The organism is uncultured Plantibacter sp., assembly GCF_963518075.1.
GTDB classification, from domain to species: Bacteria; Actinomycetota; Actinomycetes; order Actinomycetales; family Microbacteriaceae; genus Plantibacter; species Plantibacter flavus_A.
In genome coordinates this window covers 149,398-168,707 of record NZ_CAUQHZ010000009.1, presented here as the reverse complement: position 1 = coordinate 168,707, position 19,310 = coordinate 149,398, and the positions used below count along the sequence as shown (strand labels likewise).

Sequence of the window (19,310 nt, the reverse complement as noted above, 5' to 3'; positions counted from 1 at the left end):
GACATCGCCGGTGGTCCGGTCGGCTTCCAGATCGAGGGCAACGCCTCGACCGGGTACGACATCATGCGCGGCAAGGTGAACGAGGAGCTGAAGAAGCACTTCAAGCCCGAGTTCCTGAACCGTGTCGACGACATCATCGTGTTCCCGCAGCTGTCGAAGCCGGAGCTCCTGCAGATCGTGGACCTGTTCACGAAGCGTCTCTCGGAGCGTCTGCTCGACCGCGACATGACGATCGAGCTCACGCTGCCGGCGAAGGAGCGCCTCATCGAGGTCGGTTTCGACCCGACCCTCGGTGCTCGTCCGCTGCGTCGTGCGATGCAGCGCGAGGTGGAAGACCAGCTCAGCGAGCAGATCCTCCACGGCGAGCTCAATGCCGGCGACCACGTGCACGTCGACTTCGTGAACGGCGCGTTCGCCTTCACGACCTCGGCTCGCGGTGAGTCGGTCGGTGCCGGCGTCAACGCGCAGGCGTCGCTCGGTACGGGTTCGGCCACGCCGGATCTCGCGATCACGGGCGAATAGCTCCGAGTCACCGAAGGCCCCCACTCCGCGGAGTGGGGGCCTTCGTCGTGCCGGGACGTGTTCGTTCGCCCATCCTCGGGCGATTCGGCGCTCACTCGCCCGAACCTGGGCGAGCGAACGATGGCGGTCAGCCGAGGCGGTCGAGGTACCGGAGGATGATGCCCTCGCGGAGCGCCCAAGGGGAGACGTCGAGCTCGCGGACGCGGAAGGCGGCCATCGCCTCGGACAGGACGATCCCGCCGGCGACGATCTGGAAGGTGCGGTCGGCCGTGATCCCGGGGAGCGCGGGGCGGGCCTCGGCCGGGATGCGGGCGAGCCGGGGGATCCAGTCGTCGAGCTGGCTGCGCCGGAGCAGCGACCGTTCGGTGCCTCCGATGCCGTCGGCCACCGAGCCGGCGAGGCGTGCGAGGGAGCGGATGGTCTTGGACGACCCGACGACGTGATGGGCGTCGGGCTCCTCGGCGAACGCGGGGAGTGCTGCGGTGAGCACCTCGCGGGCGTGTAGGCGGAGTGCCTCCTGCTGTGCGGCGGTCGGCGGGTCGTCGTGGAGGAAGCCCACGGTGGAGCGGCCGGCGCCGAGCGGGAGGGAGATCGCGACATCGGGATACTCGTCACCGCCGGCTGCGATCTCGAGTGAGCCGCCGCCGATGTCGAGGAGGAGCATCTCGCCGGCCGACCAGCCGTACCAGCGGCGGACGGCGAGGAAGGTGAGCTTCGCCTCGTCGTCACCGGAGAGGACCTGCAGGGCGATGCCGGTCCGTTCCTCGACGAGGGCGAGGACCTCCGGCCCGTTCGTCGCCTCACGGATGGCCGAGGTCGCCATCGAGAGCAGTTCGTCGAGGCCGCTCTCGCGGGCGATCGCTGCCGCTGCACCGATCGACTCGAGGATGACGGCGACGCCCTCATCGCTGATCGATCCGTCCGGGGTGAGGTATCGCATGAGCCGCAGCACCGACTTGTGCGACGACTGGGGGATCGGCCGCGCTCCTGGGTGTGCATCGACGATGAGCAGGTGGACGGTGTTCGATCCCACGTCGAGGACTCCGAGTCGCATGCGCTCACAGTACTGCCTGCTCGCCTGCGTCCGCTGTGGTCGGTCGCCAGCGCGGTGCGCTGACGTGAGCGCGGGTCCAGTGCGTGAGCGCGGGCCTCCGGAGGGGCGCGCTCACGCGCTGGACCCGCGGTGAGGCCGATCCGGCGCCACTCGCGTCGGCGCACCGCGCTGACGCCCAGAACCCTGCGCTCGCGTCGGCGCACCGCGCTGGGTCGGGGTGGGGTGGACCTCGGGAGGACGCAAGGCCGCGCGACCTCGTCGGCGCACCGCGTAGGATCGCCGCATGACCGCCGCCACCTCGGAATCCTCCGCCCCTCGAACCCTCGTGATCCTCGGTGCCGGGGGCGATCTCACGGCCCGACTCCTGCTGCCTGGACTCGCGTCGCTCCTCGCCTCCCCGCGTGGCGAGGCGGTGCGCCTCATCGGAGTCGACCGGTCCGAGTCGAGCGACGAAGCCTGGAGGAAGCGCGTCGAGACCGCCTTCTCGGAGGCCCCGTCGAAGCTCGCCGAGACGATCGTCGCCGAGACCACCTACGTGCAGGCCGACGTCTCCGACCCGGCGTCACTGGAACGCGTCCTCGCGGCTGCCGGACCGAACGTCGCCCTCTACTTCGCCCTGCCGCCCGCCATCACCCTGCTCGCGTGCAAGGCGCTGCGGAAGCTGGAGCTCCCCAAGGGCATCATGCTCGCCCTCGAAAAGCCGTTCGGGACCGACTACGCCTCCGCCCGCTCGCTCAACCGCCTGCTCCAGCACCTGGTGCCGGAGGAGCAGGTGTTCCGCGTCGACCACTTCCTCGGCAAGTCGACGGTCCTCAACCTGCTGGGCCTCCGCTTCGCGAACCGCATCTTCGAACCGCTCCTCTCCGCCGACAACGTCGAACGTGTCGACATCGTCTTCGACGAGCAGCTGGCGCTTGAGGGTCGCGCCGGGTACTACGACCGCGCGGGCGCCCTGATCGACATGATCCAGAGTCACCTGCTCCTCGTCCTCGCGTTCGCGGCCATGGAGCCACCGGCGAGCGTCGATGCCGAGGATCTACGTGGCGGCATGGCCCAGGTGCTGCGGGCGACCCGACCGTGGAAGACGAACGGCACGGAGAGCCGACGTGCACGCTACGGCGCCGGGACGATCGGCGACCGCGAGCTGCCCGCCTACGTCGACGAGCAGGGCGTGGACCCGTCGCTCCACACGGAGACGCTCGCCGAGATGACCCTCGCGATCGACAACTGGCGTTGGGCCGGTGTCCCGTTCGTGCTGCGGTCCGGGAAGGCGCTGGCGGACACCCGTCAGGAGATCGTCTTCACCTTCAAGCCGGTGCCGCACCTCCCGTCCGGCCTGCACGGGATGAAGACCCCGGCGCGGCTCCGCATCGGCCTGAAGCCGGCGTCGCTCGACCTCGACCTGATGATCAACGGTGAGGACGACCCCTTCGAGCTGGACCCGGTAGCCCTCCACGCGGAACTCCAGGCCGGGCAGCTCAGCGCCTATGGCGAGGTCCTGTCGAGCATCCTCGAGGGTGATCCCACCCTGTCGGTGCGCGGTGACGTCGCCGAGCAGTGCTGGCGGATCGTCGCGCCGGTCCTCAAGGCGTGGCGCAAGGACGAGGTGTCGATCGACACCTACCCGGCCGGCACCGCGGGTCCGAGGTCCTGGCACTGATCCAGACCTCGTGATCCGATGTCGTCACTCCGGTGTCCGGCGTCCGGCGCCAGCGCGGTGCGCTGACGTGAGCGCGCCCCACTGGACCGAGCGCGCCCCTCTGGAGGCCTGCGCTCGCGCGGCTGGGTAGCGCTCACGCCGCTTCGGCAGCGCTCGCGCGAGCGCGCTGGCGCCCACCAACCCGCGCTGGGTCGGGAGCACCGCGCTGGCGTCAGTAGACTGCTCGGAGGTTCTGACAGGAGGAGGCGGGATGGTCGAGCAGGCTCAGCAGGGGTATGTCGTCCGTCGCGCCCGCACGAGCGACGTCCGCCGCATCCAGGCGCTCGTCGAACCACTCGTGCAGCAGCGCATCCTCCTCGGCAAGGACGACGTCGTGTTCTACGAAGCCGTCCAGGAGTTCCGCGTCGCCGAGACGCCCGACGGCGAACTCATCGGCTGCGGCGCGCTGCACGTCATCTGGGAGGACCTCGGCGAGGTCCGCACGCTCGCCGTCTCCGCCGACCACCTCGGTACCGGGGTCGGCCACGCGCTCGTCGAGCGCCTCGAACACGACGCGATCGAGCTCGGCCTGCGTCGCCTGTTCTGCCTGACCTTCGAAACCGGCTTCTTCACGAGACACGGCTATCAGGAGATCGGCGAGGAGATCGTCCCACCCGAGGTCTACGCACAGCTCGTGCGCTCGTCGGACGAAGGTGTTGCGGAGTTCCTCGACCTCGCGCGGGTCAAGCCGAATACGCTCGGTAACACCCGGATGCTCAAGCTGCTCTGAACCACAGCTTGAAGGTTGGCGCTCGTCGGAGCGACCGGTGAGACCGTTCACATCGCCGAGCTGATCAGCACTTTCTCCGATTCCCGGCGCGAACCCGCTGCTCACATGAGCAGGCCCGGATTTACGTACCGTTCACATTCGCGGTGGTCTTCCGTCACGCATGTCGGTTAGCTTGTGAGGCACTACCCATCGTCTGTGCCTCGAATGGGGGGTGCGTTGTCGCGCGCTCCGAACGAGGACGGCCCTCGATTCGGAGCCACATGTCGTTCAAACACCCGTGGAGGCTGTCCGCCTTCGCCGCCCTTGCCGGGCTCGTCGCCGCACCCCTCGTGGCGACACCAGCCGTCGCCTCGACCGACGGCCTCGGCGTCGTCATCAACGAGGCCTACCTCTCGGGCGGGAGCGCGAACGCGCCCTACCTGAACAAGTTCGTCGAGCTCTACAACCCGAGCGACGCGGCAGTCGACGTCAGCGGCTGGTCGATCCAGTACCGCAAGCTCGACGGCGTCGGCGCCTCCTCCACCGTGGTGCCCCTCACCGGCTCCATCGCGGCCGGCGGCTACTACCTCGTGTCGGGCTCCTCCAACGGTGCCAACGGCGTCGCGCTGCCGACCCCCGACGTCACGAGCACCCTGAGCCCCCAGGGCCAGAACGGAACGCTCGCGCTCGTCGCCTCGACCACAGCGGTCACGCTCCCGACGGGGTCGGTCACGGGTGACCCCGCCATCGTCGACCTCCTCGGCTACGGCACGTCGAACACCTTCGAGACGGCCGCTTCACCGTCGCCGTCGGGCAACAGCGTCCCGAAGTCGATCGCGCGCACCGCGTTCGCCGACACCGACAGCAACGCCGCCGACTTCACGCTCAGCGACACCGTCACCCCGCAGAACAGCGCCGGCGACACCCCGGTCGACCCCGAGCCCACCCCGGAGCCGACCCCGGAACCCACCGACCCGACCACCCCGGTCGAGCCCGGCACGGCGACGATCGCCCAGATCCAGGGCACCGGCGCCGCGAGCACGATGGTCGGCCAGACGGTCACCACCACCGGCTTCGTCACCGCGAGCTTCCCGACCGGTGGCTTCAACGGCTACTACCTGCAGACCGCGGGCACCGGTGGAGCGATCGACCCCGCGACGCACCTCGCGTCCGACGGTGTCTTCGTCTACTCGCCGGCCACCGTCGGTTCCGTCACCGTCGGCCAGTACCTGCAGGTCACCGGCGTCGTGGACGAGTACTACGGCCTGACGCAGCTGAAGGTCACGGACGCGGCCGCCGTCACGGCACTGGACGCCACCGGCGTCACCGCACCGACCGCCGCGAGTGTCGCCTTCCCGGCGACCGACGAGGAGCGCGAGCGCCTCGAGGGCATGCTGCTCGCCCCCGCCGGCGACTACACGGTCACCGACAACTACAGCACGAACCGCTACGGCGAGATCGCGCTCGCGGCGTCGACGACGCCGTTCGTCACGCCGACGGTCCTCGGTAAGCCCGGTTCCGCTGAGGCGCTCGCCGCCGCGGCACGGGTCCCGGCGGAGAAGGTCGTCCTCGACGACGGCGCGACCGTCGACTTCTCGAAGGCGGAGAACACCGGCACCCCGCTGCCGTACCTCTCGACCACCGCGCCCGTCCGGGTCGGTGCCGCCGTCGACTTCACCGCTCCGGTCGTCTTCGACTTCCGCAACAGCAACTGGAAGTTCCAGCCCACGCAGCAGCTGACCGGTGCCAACACGGCGACCGTGCAGCCGGCCACGTTCGAGAACACCCGCTCCACCTCACCTCGCGGTGTCGGTGGCGACGTGTCCCTCGCGACCTTCAACGTCCTCAACTACTTCGCCACCACCGGCGACTCCCGCACCGGGTGCACCTTCTACACCGACCGTCAGGGCGGCAAGACCACGGTGAACAACTCCGACGCCTCCGGTTGTGGCGTCCGGGGAGCGGCGACGGCCGAGAGCCTCGCCCGTCAGCAGGCGAAGATCGTCTCCGCGATCAACGCCCTGGACGCCGACGTCGTCTCGCTCGAGGAGATCCAGAACTCCGCCTCGATCGGGCTCGACCGCGACGACGCCCTCAAGACGCTGACCGCGGCGCTCAACGCCGATGCCGGCGAGGGCACCTGGACGTTCGTCCCCTCACCCGCGAAGGTCCCCGCGGACGAGGACGTCATCCGCACGGCCTTCATCTACAAGTCGGCCACCGTCGAGACCGTCGGTGAATCGCGCATCCTGCTCGACTCGCCCGCGTTCGACAACGCCCGTGAGCCCGACGCGCAGGCGTTCAAGCCCAAGGGGGCGGACGACGCCGCGACCTTCCTCGTGATCGCCAACCACTTCAAGTCGAAGAGCACCTCGGCAGCGGCCACCGGTGACAACGCCAACACCGGGCAGGGCGCCTTCACCGGCGACCGCACGCGTCAGGCCAAGGCCCTCGTGACCTTCGCGGACACGGTCTCGAAGGACGTCGGCACGAAGAAGGTCTTCCTCGTCGGAGACTTCAACTCCTACGACGCCGAGGACCCGCTGGACGTGCTCCGCGACGCCGGCTACATCAGCCAGGAGGCCAAGACCGGCGAGTACACCTACGCGTACGAAGGCGCGGTCGGATCCCTCGACCACATCTTCGCGTCGCCGGAAGCCGACCAGAGCGTCACCGGTGCCGACGTGTGGAACATCAACTCCGTCGAGTCGATCGCCCTCGAGTACTCCCGCTACAACGCGAACGTGACCGACTTCAACGTGCCGGACATGTTCCGCTCAAGCGACCACGACCCCGTGATCGTCGGCATCAGCGCCGACGCGAGCGAGTCCGCGACCGTCAACCTGCTCAACATCAACGACTTCCACGGTCGGATCGACGCCAACACGACGAAGTTCGCGGGCACGATCGAGCAGCTCAAGGCGATGTTCGCGCCCGACCAGACGGCGTTCATCTCCGCTGGTGACAACATCGGCGCCTCGCTCTTCGCCTCGTCGGCGCAGCAGGACCAGCCGACGATCGACGTGCTGAACGCGCTCGGTCTGAAGGCCTCCGCGGTGGGCAACCACGAGTTCGACCAGGGCTACGGCGACCTCGTCGACCGCGTCATGGCCGACGGGAAGAACGCGGCCTGGCCGTACCTCGGTGCCAACGTCTACGAGAAGGGCACGAAGCAGCCCGCGCTCCAGGAGTACACGATCCTCGACATCGACGGGGTGAAGGTCGCCGTCGTCGGCGCCATCACGCAGGAGACGCCGACGCTCGTGTCGCCCGCCGGCATCGCCGACCTCGACTTCGGTGACCCGGTCGAGGCCGTGAACCGCGTCGCGGCTCAGCTGACCGACGGCGACGAGTCCAACGGTGAGGCGGACGTCATCGTCGCGGAGTACCACGAGGGTGCTGGAGCCGGCACGCCGGACGGCGCGACCCTCGAGCAGGAGCTCGCCGAACAGAGCGCCTTCACCGAGATCGTCACCACGACGAGCGCGGACGTCGACGCCATCTTCACCGGCCACACGCACAAGCAGTACGCGTGGGACGCTCCGATCCCCGGCGTGACCGGCAAGACCCGCCCGGTGCTCCAGACCGGCAGCTACGGCGAGTTCATCGGTCAGATCACGCTGACCGTCGACCGCGCGTCGGGTGACGTGACCGCCTACGCGGCGAAGAACGTCGCACGCACCACGGTGGCGGAGGCCGACCTGGTCAAGCAGTTCCCCGCGGTCGCGACGGTCAAGACGATCACCGACAAGGCCCTCGCGGTCGCGGCGGAGATCGGCAACCAGAAGATCGGTGAGGCGACGGCCGACATCACCCGCGCGTTCAACAACGGGGTGAAGGACGACCGCGGCGCCGAGTCGACGCTCGGTGCGCTCGTCGCCGACTCCCTCCGCGCCTCGCTCTCGAGTGCCGACCGGGGCGGAGCCGACATCGGCATCGTCAACCCGGGCGGCATGCGTGAGGAGATCCTCGCGGGCGACATCACGTACGCCGAGGCGAACGCGGTGCTGCCGTTCCTCAACAACCTGTGGACGACCTCGCTCACGGGTGCGCAGTTCAAGACCGTGCTCGAGCAGCAGTGGCAGCTCGACGCGGCCGGGAACGTGCCGTCCCGTCCGTACCTGCAGCTCGGACTGTCGTCGAACGTGCAGTACACGTTCGACCCCACGAAGGCCCAGGGACAGCGCATCACGAGCATCACGGTGAACGGCGCTCCGATCGACCCGAGCAAGAGCTACCGGATCGGCTCCTTCAGCTTCCTGCTGCAGGGTGGCGACAACTTCCGAGAGTTCGCGAACGGCACGGACACACGTGACTCCGGTCTCGTCGACCGCGACGCGTGGATCGCCTACCTGACGGCGAACAGCCCGGTGTCCCCGGACTTCGCCCGCCAGAGCGTGCAGGTCACGAACGCGCCGACCGCAGCGGTCGCCGCAGGGAAGACGGTCTCGTTCGACGTCGCGAAGCTCGACCTCACCTCGACCGGCAGCCCGGTGAACACCTCGCTGACGATCGAGCTGAACGGCTCGCCGATCGGGACGGCCCCGGTCACCGCGGGGGCCGCGACGGTGTCCTTCACCGTCCCGGCGGGTACCGCTGACGGCGCGGCGACGGTGCGCCTCACGGCACTCGAGTCGGGGACGACGCTGACGGTGCCGCTCACGGTCGCGACGCCGCCGGTGGTCACGCCGCCGACGCCCGCTCCGGAATCCGCGCTCATCCAGGCGCTCAAGGACCTGATCAAGGCGATCACCGACTTCATCATCGGCAAGCTCGCCACGATCCACGTCGGCAAGGAGTACGCCGGCACCTGGGTCAGCGTCTGGCTGCACTCCGACCCGATCCTCGTCAGCGACGGCCTCGTGCAGGTCGACGCGGACGGCAACGTGCAGGTCACGGTTCCTGAGGACGCGCCGGTCGGTGCCCACCGCCTGGTCGTCCAGGATGCCGACGGCAACGTGATCGGTTGGCAGGACATCGTCGTGCAGGCCGCGGCGGTCGACCCCGGCACCGACCCGGGCACCCAGCCCGGTGCAGGCGGCGGGACCGGTTCGGGAACGGCCGGCGGAAGCCAGGACGGCAGCCTGAGCAAGACCGGTGCCGAGCCGTGGGGGAACACGGCGCTCGCCGCGCTGCTCCTCGTCGGTGGTCTCGCGCTCGTGATCGCCCGTCGTCGCTCGGCGCAGCAGCTCTAGGCGCTCGCACCACTCAGCACCATCCCGATGCCCCGTCATCGGTCGGACCACGGTCCGCACCGACGGCGGGGCATCGGGCGTTTCCGCGCCACTGCACTTAATCTGTGAGCATGTCGAGCCTCACGAATCCCCGCGGACCGGAGCGGCCCGCCGTCTACTGGCGACGCAGGCTGATCGTGTTCGGTGTCCTGCTCGCCGTCATCGTCCTGGTCATCGTGCTCATCGTCCGTCTCGCGTCGGGTCCGGGCACCGAGAACACGGCCGCGACGTCGCCCCCGACGCCCACCGCGACCCCCGCGCCGACGCCGGCTCCTGAGGCGTCGACGGCCGCGCCGATCGATGAGGCCGCGACCACCGACCCCGGTTCGGCGGTCGCGTGCACGGCCGATCAGATCCGCGTCGAGGCCGTCGTGAACGGGACGAGCTTCGCGGCGGACGAACTCCCGCAGCTCTCGCTCAGCGTGACGAACACCGGTTCTGCCGCGTGCACGATGAACGCCGGCACGAGCCAGCAGGTGTTCACCGTTTCGAGCGGCGAGGAACCGTACTGGACGTCGACCGACTGCCAGACGGCACCGAGCGATCAGCAGGTGCTCCTCGAGCCGGGGAAGACGGTCTCGTCGAACCCGCCGATCACCTGGGACCGCACGCGGTCGGCGCCCGACACCTGTGACCAGCCGCGGGACCCGGTGCCCGCCGGTGGCGCCTCGTACCACCTGAACACGTCGATCGGTGGCTTCGCCTCCGCCGACAGTGCGCAGTTCCTGCTCAACTGACCGAACCTGCTCGCCGAGCCGTCCCGGTCCCCGAGCCGCCCTCCCGGTCGCTGAGTCGCCCTCGGTCACTGAGCCTGTCGAAGTGCTCGACCCGCGGCCCCGCACCGGCCTGCGACAATGGACGTATGGCGAAGCAGAAGCGACCCGAGTTCCGTTCCGAGCCCCTGGCCGCGGCCCTCGCCGCCGGCGACATGGTGGCCGTGGCACTCGCGTTGCGGAACGGCCGGTTCGTCGTCCCGCTCATGAAGCCGGGCAACCCCGACAAGCCGACGGAGACCGGCGAGGTCTGGATGTTCCGTCAGCCTGAGACTGCGAGGCTCGCGCTGCTCCTCTTCTCCGATGCGAAGAACAAGCCGGCCGCCCTGCCTCCTTACGTCGGTCTGCACGACGGTGTCTGGCTCGCGAGCTTCCTCCGCACCTACGGTGACGACATCGAGACGGTGCTCTTCGACGTCGCCGGCCCGCACTCGCTGCAGGCGTCGCCGGAGGAACTGCTGCGGGTGCTCGAGCTCGAGGCGCCGGCCGCCGACTAGCCCGACCCCGACCGCAGGTCGTGCTCTCGGCGGCGTCTGCGGTTCACAACTCCCGCAGGTCATCGTCCGAACGCGGGCAGGTCCCGTTCTGGGGCCCTGCGGGACCAGTCCGCAGGAGTTGTGAACGAGAATGCCCCTACCGTGATTCTTGGAGCAGGCGGGTGGGCGCGCTCAGAAGGCGGCGTCGAGTTCGCGTTCGCGTCGGGCGGGCCGTGCGGCCTCGGCTGCGGTCTTCGCGATGCCCAGCACCGACTTGAGGTCGTTGCTGACGTCGGAGTTGAGCAGCAGCTTGTAGCCGAGGCGGTTGCCCTCCGAGCCGCGTTGCTTCGCGACGCTCACCGGGCGCACTTCGCCGCTGAGGCTGATCTCGCCGTAGGCCGCGAGGTCGCGGGGGAGGGCGAGGTCGCGGATGACGGAGACGAGGGCGAGGGCGATCGCGAGGTCGGCCGCCGGTTCGCTGATCTTCACGCCGCCGACGGTCGAGATGTAGACGTCGTGGTCGGTGAGGTCGTAGGAGTAGCGGCCGTGCAGCACGGCGAGGATCATCGCGACACGTGAGGGATCGACGCCGTTGGTGACGCGACGGGGGTTCGGTGCCTGCGTCTTGTTGATGAGCGCCTGGACTTCGACGGGGAGTGCACGGCGTCCCTCCATGACGATGGTGACGCAGGTGCCGGCCACGGGTTCGTTCTGGCTGAGGAACAGGGCGCTGGGGTCGGGGACCTCGGCGATGCCGTCGCCGGCCATCTCGAAGCAGCCGACCTCGTCGGTGGCGCCGAAGCGGTTCTTCTGTGCGCGGAGGAAGCGGAGCGCGGTGTGGCGGTCGCCTTCGAACTGGCAGACGACGTCGACGAGGTGTTCGAGGAGCCGGGGGCCGGCGATGGACCCGTCTTTCGTGACGTGGCCGACGAGCAGGATCGGGAGGTCGCGTTCCTTGGCGATGCGGGTGAGGACGGCAGAGACCTCGCGGACCTGGCCGGGTTGTCCGGCGAGGCCGTCGGACTGCGAGGAGGAGACGGTCTGGACGGAGTCGACGATGAGGAGTTTGGGCTGCACCTGGTCGATGTGGCCGAGGATGGTGGCGAGGTCGGTCTCGGAGGCGAGGTAGAGGTCGTCGTGAAGCGCGCCGGTGCGTTCGGCTCGGAGGCGGACCTGGCTGACCGACTCCTCGGCGCTGACGTAGAGGACGCGGGCGCCGGTCTTCGCGGCTCGGGATGCGACCTCGAGCAGCAGGGTCGACTTGCCGACGCCCGGCTCACCGGAGAGGAGGATCGCGGCGCCGGGGACGATGCCGCCGCCGAGCACGCGGTCGAACTCTGCGATGCCGCTCGACCAGCGTGGTGCTTCGTCGGCCCTGGCCTGGGTGATGGGGCGTGCGGCGCGCTCGTCGGTGGCGCGGATGGGCGTCAGCTTGCCGAGGACACCGGTGGGAGCCGAGGCTTCGACGACCGTGCCCCACTGCTGGCATTCGCCGCATCGACCGGCCCACTTGGCGGTGGTCCAGCCGCATTCTGTGCAGCGGAATGCGGGGGAGGGTGCCTTGGCCATGCGGCCAGCCTAAGCGCGGCCACCGACACCGCCGGCCCTCCGCGCCGCCTGTGGATGACCGGCTTCGCTCAATTCGCGTCGGCGCTCGTCTTCTATTACACTCGACCCCGGTACCGTGTCCGAGCGGCCGAAGGTGCAACTCTCGAAAAGTTGTGTGCTTGAAAGAGCACCGTGGGTTCAAATCCCACCGGTACCGCCACGAAGAAGCCCCCTCCATCCCTGAGCAACACCGGGACGGAGGGGGCTTTTCGTCGTCATGCTCGTCATGCCGGTCCGCCGGCGGGCACGGGCGGCATAGCATCGAAGCGTGCAGACGGGGGAAGATGCGGAGTTCGAGGTCGAGCCTCGCTGGAAGGAAGAGGTCGTCTACTGGGAGGGGGCCGAGGGCTTCGTCTTCGACGCCGGGTGGGGCGTGGATCCGCCCGTACTCTACATCCCGTTCCCAGAGGAGTGGGACGCCGCCACTGCGCCATGGATGCATGGCCGACGCGATGAGATCGTGGAACGGCTACGTCGTCACTCCCGGCATCGGATCGAAGCTGGGCCTTATCCCGGCTCTGGGCGCCGGGTTACACGCTGAACGGCCGCGATGGCGGATAGGGCGGCCCGGTCGGCAGGACGACCCCCAGGCACCGACCCCAGAACTGAAAGACACGGATTCCCAGCGAAGCCCAGAAACACCTCACCCGAGGTTCAGAACGCCGTCGCACAGTGATTCCATGACCAGATCGCGTGCCCTCGTCGTCCCCCTCGTCCGCACCGCCGCCGTCCTCGTCGGCGTCTCACTGCTCGCGGGCTGCCAGGCCACCTCGGCAGCCGTGCCCGATCCCTCGTCCTCGGTCTCGCCGGCACGGAAGGGAAGTGCCGACGGCGGCTCGACGGGCGACCGCAGCGACTCGAAGACCGAGCAGAAGAACCTCGCCGCCGTGCTCAAGCTCTACACCGACGCCTTCCCGGACCCCGCCTCCTCGAAGGCGGTGGCCACGACCGACAAGCTGGTCACGGCCGACGCCATCGCGCACGGTTCCGGGCAGAAGTCCGGTCCGAGCGGCGTCCTGGCCGAGTTCACCGCCGACCGGACGCGGGTCCCCGGAGCGCAGGCGGTCGTGAAGCACACCGCGGCCGACGGCGACCTCGTGGCCGTGCACTACCAGGTCGCCTCCGACCCGTCCGACGAGCGGACGGGCGAGGCCGCCGTCGACCTGTTCCGGGTGCGGGACGGCGCCGTGGTGGAGCGCTGGGCGTTCGATCAGCCCATCGCGACCGGGACGCCGGCGAGCGGGAACACCAACACGATGTTCAGCGACCTCTACAGCCCCGCGAAGCCCGCTGTCGCGTCGTCGGAGTCGCAAGAGGAGCAGAACCGGACGTTAGCCGTCAACGCCTATAACACGCTGTTCCGCGACCAGGACGTCTCGATCCTCGACAAAGCGTTCGACCCCGCCTACCTCCAGCACAACCCGGTCGCACCGAACGGCACGGCAGCGCTCAAGTCGTTCTTCTCGGGATCTGCGACGTTCCCGCCGCAGGAGTCGGTCATCTCGCTGAGCGACGGCGACCTCGTCTGGACGTTCTCGCAGAGCGTCGGCGCGAAGGCCGACGACCCCGTTCTGGCGGCGGACATCTTCCGCGTCGACGACAAGCTCATCCGCGAACACTGGGACGTGGTGCCGACCGCCGGGTGAGTCACTGCAGTGGCGTATCCGGGGTGCGGTCCTCGGGTCGCAACGCGACGTCCCGATGCGGTCGCCCGCTCGACGTCTGCGCCGATCACCGCACGCTCGGCCTTCCGCTCCACCCCTGGCGGTCTCCGGCGGCACACCGCTAGGGTCGGGAACGGTCCCGATCCGGGACCGTCGAACGACGAACGAGAGGTCTGCAGGATGGCGAAACGACCAGGGGGAGTGACCATCGTCGCGGTGATCGTCTGGATCCAGGGCTTCTTGAGTGCCCTCGGCGGCGCGCTCCTGATGATCGGAGCGAACACGCCGAACGGCAACCTCCAGGGGATGCAGGTCGCCGGCCTCGTCTCGCTGATCCTCGGGATCATCACCATCATCGTCGGCGTCGGCCTCCTGCGGGGGAGCGGTGTGGCGAGGGTGCTCACGACGATCGTCCTCGTGCTGTCGATCGCCAGCGCCGTCTACGCGATGATCACCACCGGCAACGTCGCGACGCAGATCATCAGCCTGCTGCTCGCGGTCATCGGCCTGATCCTCCTCTACACGAAGGCCGCTTCCGACTACTTCCGCTCGGCCTGAGCAGCGGGCACAGCCCTCTCCCGTCGCGATGCCTGCTTCGCCCACAGTCGCAATCCGCCCCTACGAGGCGTCTGACGAATCCTCGTGGGTGCGATGCCGGGTGCTCGCTTTTCTGACGACCCAGTACTACGACGACGTGTGGCCTCGCCGCCCGGACATGTCTGCACCGTCGTTCGGGCTGGTCGCGGTGGATGCGGAGGGGCGCGTGATCGGCTTGCTGGACGTCAGTGTCGACGCTGACGCCGCGACGATCGATTCGATCGCGACATATCCCAGTCACCAGGGCGCGGGGATCGGCACAGCACTCCTCGAAGCAGCTGTGGAGCGGCTAGCCGATGAGGGTGTCTCGAGTCTCGACGCGTGGACCCGAGAGGACCCGGCCGCGAACGGCTGGTACCGGCGCAATGGCTTCTCCGAGGCGTTCCAGTACCTGCATGTGCACCTGGAAGACGGGGACGATGCCGACGGGTTCACGACGCCGCCCGGGCTCAGCAGCCCGGTTCGCGCGTTCGTCCATGCGAGCATCGAGCGCGAGCAGGAGCTCAGGGAACGCTTCGCTCGGGTGTACGTGTGCCGCCAATATGTCCGGAAACTCGCTGGCTAGAATCGGGACATGAGTGTCGACAGCACGGCCATCACCGACGACGGCGAGTCCTTCGGCGTCGAGCCCGGCACCTACCGGCACTTCAAAGGTGCGCGGTACGAGGTCATCGGCGTCGGACGACACAGCGAGACCGAGGAGCCGTACGTCTTCTATCGGACGACCACGACGCCGCCGACGTCGTGGGTGCGACCGCTCGCGATGTTCGTCGAGCCCGTCTCACGCGACGGCTACGAGGGACCGCGCTTCGCCCGCGTCGAGGACGACGCAGACTGACCTGAGGGAGCACCGCATGACCGACACCGATCACACACGACCCGAACCGGCTGACGAACGCGACCTGCTGGTCGAGCGGATCATCCACGCGCCGCGATCGGCCGTCTGGGCAGCATGGACCGACCCCACGACGCTCGGGCAGTGGTGGGTGCCGGCGCCGGCGGTGTGTCGAGTCGTCGAGCTCGAGCTGCGACCAGGTGGGTCCTTCCGCTCCGAGTTCAGTGAGGACGGCGTCGACTTCGTGCCGCAGATCACCGGATGCGTGCTGGAGGTCGTTCCGGAGCAGCGACTCGTCTGGACGACGGCGCTGACCGCAGGCTGGCGGCCCGCCGAGCAGCCGTTCATCTCCGCCGTGATCGACCTCGCCGACCACCCCGACGGCACCCGCTACCGAGCGACCGCACTCCACAGCGGGGTCGCCCAGCGCGATGAACACCTCGAACTCGGCTTCCACGCCGGCTGGGGGATCGTCACGGACCAACTCGCCGCGCTCGTGGAGCAGCGCTGAGCCAGCCCTCCGGTCAGGCCGACTCCGGATCGGTCGATGCGTCGGGTTCGGACGTCAGGATCATGCCGCTCGGCGTATAGGAGGAGTCGAGCAAGGCGCGCACCCACGCCTGGTTGACCGGCGGCTCCGCCTGCGCGAACCGGAACTGCAGCGGGACGTCGCTCGTGATCCAGAGACTCACGCGCCCACCGCCGTCCACAGCGCCCTTCGTCCATTCGACGAAGAAGGACTCCCGACGACGCAGCTTGTTCCCGATCGCCGCCCTGAGATGGGCGAGCACGCGGTCGTCGAAGTCGTAGTGACTTCCGGCACCGTAGATGAGAACGCCCATGCAGTGATTGTGCCGCATCGGCCCCGCCGCACCGCTCGGCGACGCCCCGCCGCTCCACGTAAACTCGTGGGATGCCGAGTCCGACCCCCGCTCCCGCACCCTTCGCCCTTCGCCCGGCGCTCATCCCGGGCATCATGGGTGCGGTCGCGCTCATGTTGGGCCTCGCGCTGCTCGAGCTCGACGCCTTCACGATCGTGCTGTTCGTGGTGAGCATCCTCGCGCTCATCATGGCCGTGTTCGCTTGGCAGGCCAAGCAGCCGCTCTGGATGATCCCGACGCTGCTCGTCGCGATCGTGTGGAACCCGGTCCTCCCGCTCCCGTTCGGCGGCATCCCCTGGATCATCGCGCAGTTCCTCGGCGCGGTCGTGCTCGTCGCCGTCGGTGTCCTGCTCGAGAACAAGCACGCCGCTCCGCCCGCCTGACTGGAAATGTTTCGGGAACGCCTGCGGGTCGTCCCGGCTCTGGCAAGCTTGCGCTCATGACGCTTGAACGCAACTGGGCCGGCACGCACACCTTCGCAGCGCCGCGGATCGTGAACGCCACGTCGATCGATGAGGTCCGCGCACTCGTCGCCGAGGCCGCCAGGACGGGCACGCGTGTCCGCGCCCTCGGCACCCGACACTCGTTCACCGACCTCGCCGACTCCGACGGCACGCTTATCACGGTGCTCGACATCCCCGCCGACCCGGTGTTCGACGAGGCTGCCGGCTCGGTGACGATCGGAGCCGGGACGCGCTACGGGATCGCCGCCGCCTGGCTCGCCGAACATGGCCTCGCCTTCCACAACATGGGCTCGCTCCCGCACATCTCCATCGGCGGCGCGATCGCGACCGGCACCCACGGATCCGGCAACGACAACGGCATCCTGTCCTCAGCGGTGAGCGGCCTCGAGTACGTCGACGCCACGGGCGAACTCGTCCACGTGCGTCGCGGGGACCCCGGCTTCGACGGCCTCGTCGTCGGGCTCGGCGCGTACGGCATCGTGGTGCGCGTGACGGTCGACGTGCAGCCCGCCTACCGCGTGCGTCAGGACGTCTACCGCGACGTCCCGTGGGATGCCGTGCTCGCCGACTTCGAGGGCGTCACCGGCGGTGCCTACAGCGTCAGCATCTTCACCAACTGGCTCGGCGACACCGTCGAGCAGATCTGGTGGAAGACCCGCCTTGTCGCCGGTGACGACGAACTGCCCGTGGTCCCTGAGTCGTGGCTCGGTGTGCAGCGGGACTCCCTGACCGCCGGCAACCTCGTCGAGACGGACCCCGACAACCTCACCCTGCAGGGCGGTGTCCCCGGCGACTGGTGGGAGCGGCTGCCGCACTTCCGGCTCGAGTCGACGCCGAGCAACGGTGACGAGATCCAGACCGAGTACTTCATCGACCGCGCTGACGGACCCGCTGCGATCACGGCCCTGCGTGCGCTCGGCGACCGCATCGCCCCGCTGCTGCTCGTGACCGAACTGCGCACGGCCGCGCCGGACAAGCTCTGGCTGAGCGGCGCGTACCACCGGGAGATGCTCGCCGTGCACTTCACCTGGCGCAACCTGCCCGAGGAGGTCCGAGCGGTGCTGCCCGCGATCGAGGAGGCGCTCGCACCCTTCGACGCCCGCCCGCACTGGGGCAAGCTCAACCTCCTGACCGCCGAGCGCATCGCCGAGGTCGTGCCGCGGCTCGCCGATGCACGGGACCTCTTCGAGGAGCTGGACCCGGCCGGCACCTTCTCGAACGCGCACTTGGAGCGCATCGGGGTCCGTCTGCCCCGGTAGCGGGTGTCGGTGGAGCGGGTGCCAGCGCGGTGCGCCGGCGCGAGCGCGGTGCGTCGGCGCGAGCGCGGTGCGCTGGCGCGAGTGCGGGGGAAGCGGCGTGGGCGCGGGGTACACGCGTGAGCGCGGGTCTCCGGAGACCCGCGCCCACGCGCCAGACCCGCGGTGACGTCAGCGCACCGCGCTGGCGCAACCCGGGAGGTCAGTCCTCGACTCGGATGCCGAACTGCTCGGCGAACATCGCTGCGAGCTCTCCGACCTGGAACGGCGTCATCGTCGCGCCCCGCAGGTGCTCGATGCCGGCGATTCGACGGAGCTCGAGCGTCCGGAGGTCGACGTCGGTGAGCCTCGCCCGCGTGACGTCGAGACTGTTGAGCGTGCAGTCGACGAACCGGACCCTGGTGGCCGTCGCATCGGCGAGGTCGAGTTCGTCGATCGTGCAGTCCTCGAACAGGACGTCCTGCAGCACGGCCCCGCGCAGGTTCACGAACCCGAGCTTGCATCCGGTGACCCGCACCGACTGCCAGTTCGCGTCGTAGCAGTCGGCGGAACCGACCCGGGACCCCTCCAGCTCGACGTCGCGCAGGCGACTTCGAGGGGCGAGGAAGATGGGCGCGTCCCACCGCTCGAGCCGGGAGTCGAGGAACGACGCCGCCCGGAAGTCGGTCTGGTCGGCTCGAATGCCGGCAAGCAGGGACTCGGAGATCGTGATGCCCGAGAGGTCACGGTGCGACAGGTCGAGATCGGCGAACCGCAGGCCTTCGACACTGTCGTGCGCGTCGAGGGCGCCCTCGTCGCCGTCGGTCAATCCGATGAGACGGACGGGGTCGAGCCGTGGTGCCGTCGTTCCGGTGCGTTTCGCCATACCGTGTTCTCCCGATGCCCGTGCGTGAAGGGGTGATCCGGCCAGCCTAGGGGCGGCGGCCGACGGGCTTCCGAGCCACCGCTCAGCTCGCTGTGAACCGACCTGGGAGGAACGGCAGGAGCGGCGCGCGGTAGACGAGCGACGTGTCGACGCCGGCGGTCAGGGTGGTCCGGGCCGCGCCGTACCGCCAGACCCGGTTGAAGAGGAAGACCTCGAAGGAGACCTCCGTCCCGACGAGCCGCCAGCTGCCCGTACCCCACTGCGCCGGCTGGCCTCGCCCGTCGAACACCACCGTCGGACGCTGGAACGCGCCGTACCAGGGACGTCGGAGCGTCACTTCGACGCGATGCTGCGTCGGCGACGGGTCCTGGGTGACTTCGCTGCTCATCGGCCCAGCCTAGGGCGAGCGGCGGCGTTCCCGTGGTGCCGGCGCAGGCGGGACGGGCTTCGCCGCGATGACGTCGGCGTCGGCGATCACGACCGGTCCGCGCTTGGTCTCGACCGTGCAGCCCGTGTCCGACCGCTCGACGAGCTCGCCGAGGGCGTCGGTCGCACCCGCCTCGGCGCCCTCGGGCAGTGCGAAGCGCACGACGACCCGCGAACCGAGCGGTGCCTCCCGGAGGAAGCGGACGGCCGCCGGACCGATCATCGCCGGGTCCTCGACCACGACCGC

Annotated in this window: 19 protein-coding genes, 1 tRNA gene and 1 pseudogene; 15 read left to right on the top strand and 6 right to left on the bottom strand. The window is 69.4% G+C overall.

The window, feature by feature from the left end:
* Positions 1–522, top strand: a pseudogene (locus tag RWN05_RS12320) (NDP-hexose 4-ketoreductase); the annotation flags it as partial.
* 127 nt (positions 523–649) lie between these two features.
* On the opposite strand, the gene RWN05_RS12315 reads toward RWN05_RS12320, so the two are convergent.
* A complete protein-coding gene (locus RWN05_RS12315) occupies positions 650–1,576 on the bottom strand; it encodes a Ppx/GppA phosphatase family protein (RefSeq protein ID WP_064294323.1) in 927 nt (308 codons plus the stop codon).
* Between the two features lie 283 nt (positions 1,577–1,859).
* On the opposite strand from RWN05_RS12315, the gene RWN05_RS12310 reads away from it, so the two are divergent.
* The 5 genes from RWN05_RS12310 to RWN05_RS12290 all read left to right on the top strand — a co-directional run bounded on the left by RWN05_RS12310 (position 1,860) and on the right by RWN05_RS12290 (position 10,488).
* Positions 1,860–3,236 carry a glucose-6-phosphate dehydrogenase gene (locus RWN05_RS12310; protein WP_314139724.1) on the top strand — a complete coding sequence of 459 codons (1,377 nt, stop codon included), beginning with the start codon at positions 1,860–1,862 and terminating at the stop codon, positions 3,234–3,236.
* 250 nt (positions 3,237–3,486) lie between these two features.
* Positions 3,487–4,005 carry an amino-acid N-acetyltransferase gene (locus RWN05_RS12305; RefSeq protein ID WP_064294321.1) on the top strand — a complete coding sequence of 173 codons (519 nt, stop codon included), beginning with the start codon at positions 3,487–3,489 and terminating at the stop codon, positions 4,003–4,005.
* A gap of 260 nt (positions 4,006–4,265) precedes the next feature.
* On the top strand, positions 4,266–9,179 hold the full coding sequence (locus RWN05_RS12300; RefSeq protein WP_314139722.1) for an ExeM/NucH family extracellular endonuclease: 4,914 nt from the start codon (positions 4,266–4,268) through the stop codon (positions 9,177–9,179).
* 110 nt (positions 9,180–9,289) lie between these two features.
* Positions 9,290–9,955 carry a hypothetical protein gene (locus tag RWN05_RS12295; RefSeq protein WP_314139721.1) on the top strand — a complete coding sequence of 222 codons (666 nt, stop codon included), beginning with the start codon at positions 9,290–9,292 and terminating at the stop codon, positions 9,953–9,955.
* A gap of 125 nt (positions 9,956–10,080) precedes the next feature.
* Complete coding sequence (locus RWN05_RS12290) at positions 10,081–10,488, top strand: SseB family protein (RefSeq protein ID WP_064294318.1); 408 nt, start codon at positions 10,081–10,083, stop codon at positions 10,486–10,488.
* A gap of 171 nt (positions 10,489–10,659) precedes the next feature.
* On the opposite strand, the gene radA is transcribed toward RWN05_RS12290, so the two are convergent.
* Positions 10,660–12,036, bottom strand: coding sequence for a DNA repair protein RadA (radA, locus tag RWN05_RS12285; RefSeq protein ID WP_314139720.1), 1,377 nt, complete (start codon positions 12,034–12,036; stop codon positions 10,660–10,662).
* A gap of 109 nt (positions 12,037–12,145) precedes the next feature.
* Between radA and RWN05_RS12280 the strand changes: the two genes are divergently transcribed.
* The 7 genes from RWN05_RS12280 (at position 12,146) to RWN05_RS12250 (ending at position 15,682) form a co-directional block, all read left to right on the top strand.
* Positions 12,146–12,235, top strand: a tRNA-Ser gene (locus RWN05_RS12280).
* A gap of 108 nt (positions 12,236–12,343) precedes the next feature.
* On the top strand, positions 12,344–12,616 hold the full coding sequence (locus tag RWN05_RS12275; RefSeq protein WP_071259651.1) for a hypothetical protein: 273 nt from the start codon (positions 12,344–12,346) through the stop codon (positions 12,614–12,616).
* A gap of 139 nt (positions 12,617–12,755) precedes the next feature.
* A complete protein-coding gene (locus RWN05_RS12270) occupies positions 12,756–13,721 on the top strand; it encodes a nuclear transport factor 2 family protein (RefSeq protein ID WP_314139718.1) in 966 nt (321 codons plus the stop codon).
* A 198-nt stretch (positions 13,722–13,919) separates the two neighbouring features.
* On the top strand, positions 13,920–14,297 hold the full coding sequence (locus RWN05_RS12265; protein WP_153303388.1) for a hypothetical protein: 378 nt from the start codon (positions 13,920–13,922) through the stop codon (positions 14,295–14,297).
* Positions 14,298–14,397: 100 nt separating this feature from the next.
* Positions 14,398–14,901 carry a GNAT family N-acetyltransferase gene (locus tag RWN05_RS12260; RefSeq protein WP_240555685.1) on the top strand — a complete coding sequence of 168 codons (504 nt, stop codon included), beginning with the start codon at positions 14,398–14,400 and terminating at the stop codon, positions 14,899–14,901.
* Positions 14,902–14,910: 9 nt separating this feature from the next.
* Positions 14,911–15,174, top strand: coding sequence for a DUF1653 domain-containing protein (locus tag RWN05_RS12255; protein WP_314139715.1), 264 nt, complete (start codon positions 14,911–14,913; stop codon positions 15,172–15,174).
* 16 nt (positions 15,175–15,190) lie between these two features.
* Complete coding sequence (locus RWN05_RS12250) at positions 15,191–15,682, top strand: SRPBCC family protein (RefSeq protein WP_079001612.1); 492 nt, start codon at positions 15,191–15,193, stop codon at positions 15,680–15,682.
* 13 nt (positions 15,683–15,695) lie between these two features.
* Here the strand turns inward: RWN05_RS12250 and RWN05_RS12245 are convergent, their stop codons facing one another.
* Positions 15,696–16,013 carry a hypothetical protein gene (locus tag RWN05_RS12245; RefSeq protein ID WP_079001614.1) on the bottom strand — a complete coding sequence of 106 codons (318 nt, stop codon included), beginning with the start codon at positions 16,011–16,013 and terminating at the stop codon, positions 15,696–15,698.
* A gap of 71 nt (positions 16,014–16,084) precedes the next feature.
* On the opposite strand from RWN05_RS12245, the gene RWN05_RS12240 reads away from it, so the two are divergent.
* Positions 16,085–16,435 carry a DUF6804 family protein gene (locus RWN05_RS12240; protein ID WP_064294309.1) on the top strand — a complete coding sequence of 117 codons (351 nt, stop codon included), beginning with the start codon at positions 16,085–16,087 and terminating at the stop codon, positions 16,433–16,435.
* Between the two features lie 56 nt (positions 16,436–16,491).
* Positions 16,492–17,775, top strand: coding sequence for an FAD-binding protein (locus RWN05_RS12235; protein WP_121289542.1), 1,284 nt, complete (start codon positions 16,492–16,494; stop codon positions 17,773–17,775).
* Between the two features lie 199 nt (positions 17,776–17,974).
* On the opposite strand, the gene RWN05_RS12230 is transcribed toward RWN05_RS12235, so the two are convergent.
* From RWN05_RS12230 to RWN05_RS12220, 3 genes are all read right to left on the bottom strand, one after another.
* Positions 17,975–18,637, bottom strand: a complete 663-nt coding sequence (locus RWN05_RS12230; protein ID WP_314139713.1) for a pentapeptide repeat-containing protein — start codon at positions 18,635–18,637, stop codon at positions 17,975–17,977.
* Between the two features lie 82 nt (positions 18,638–18,719).
* On the bottom strand, positions 18,720–19,025 hold the full coding sequence (locus RWN05_RS12225; RefSeq protein WP_314139712.1) for a hypothetical protein: 306 nt from the start codon (positions 19,023–19,025) through the stop codon (positions 18,720–18,722).
* A gap of 9 nt (positions 19,026–19,034) precedes the next feature.
* A complete protein-coding gene (locus RWN05_RS12220) occupies positions 19,035–19,286 on the bottom strand; it encodes a ferrous iron transport protein A (protein ID WP_121290308.1) in 252 nt (83 codons plus the stop codon).
* Between the last annotated feature and the right edge of the window lie 24 nt (positions 19,287–19,310).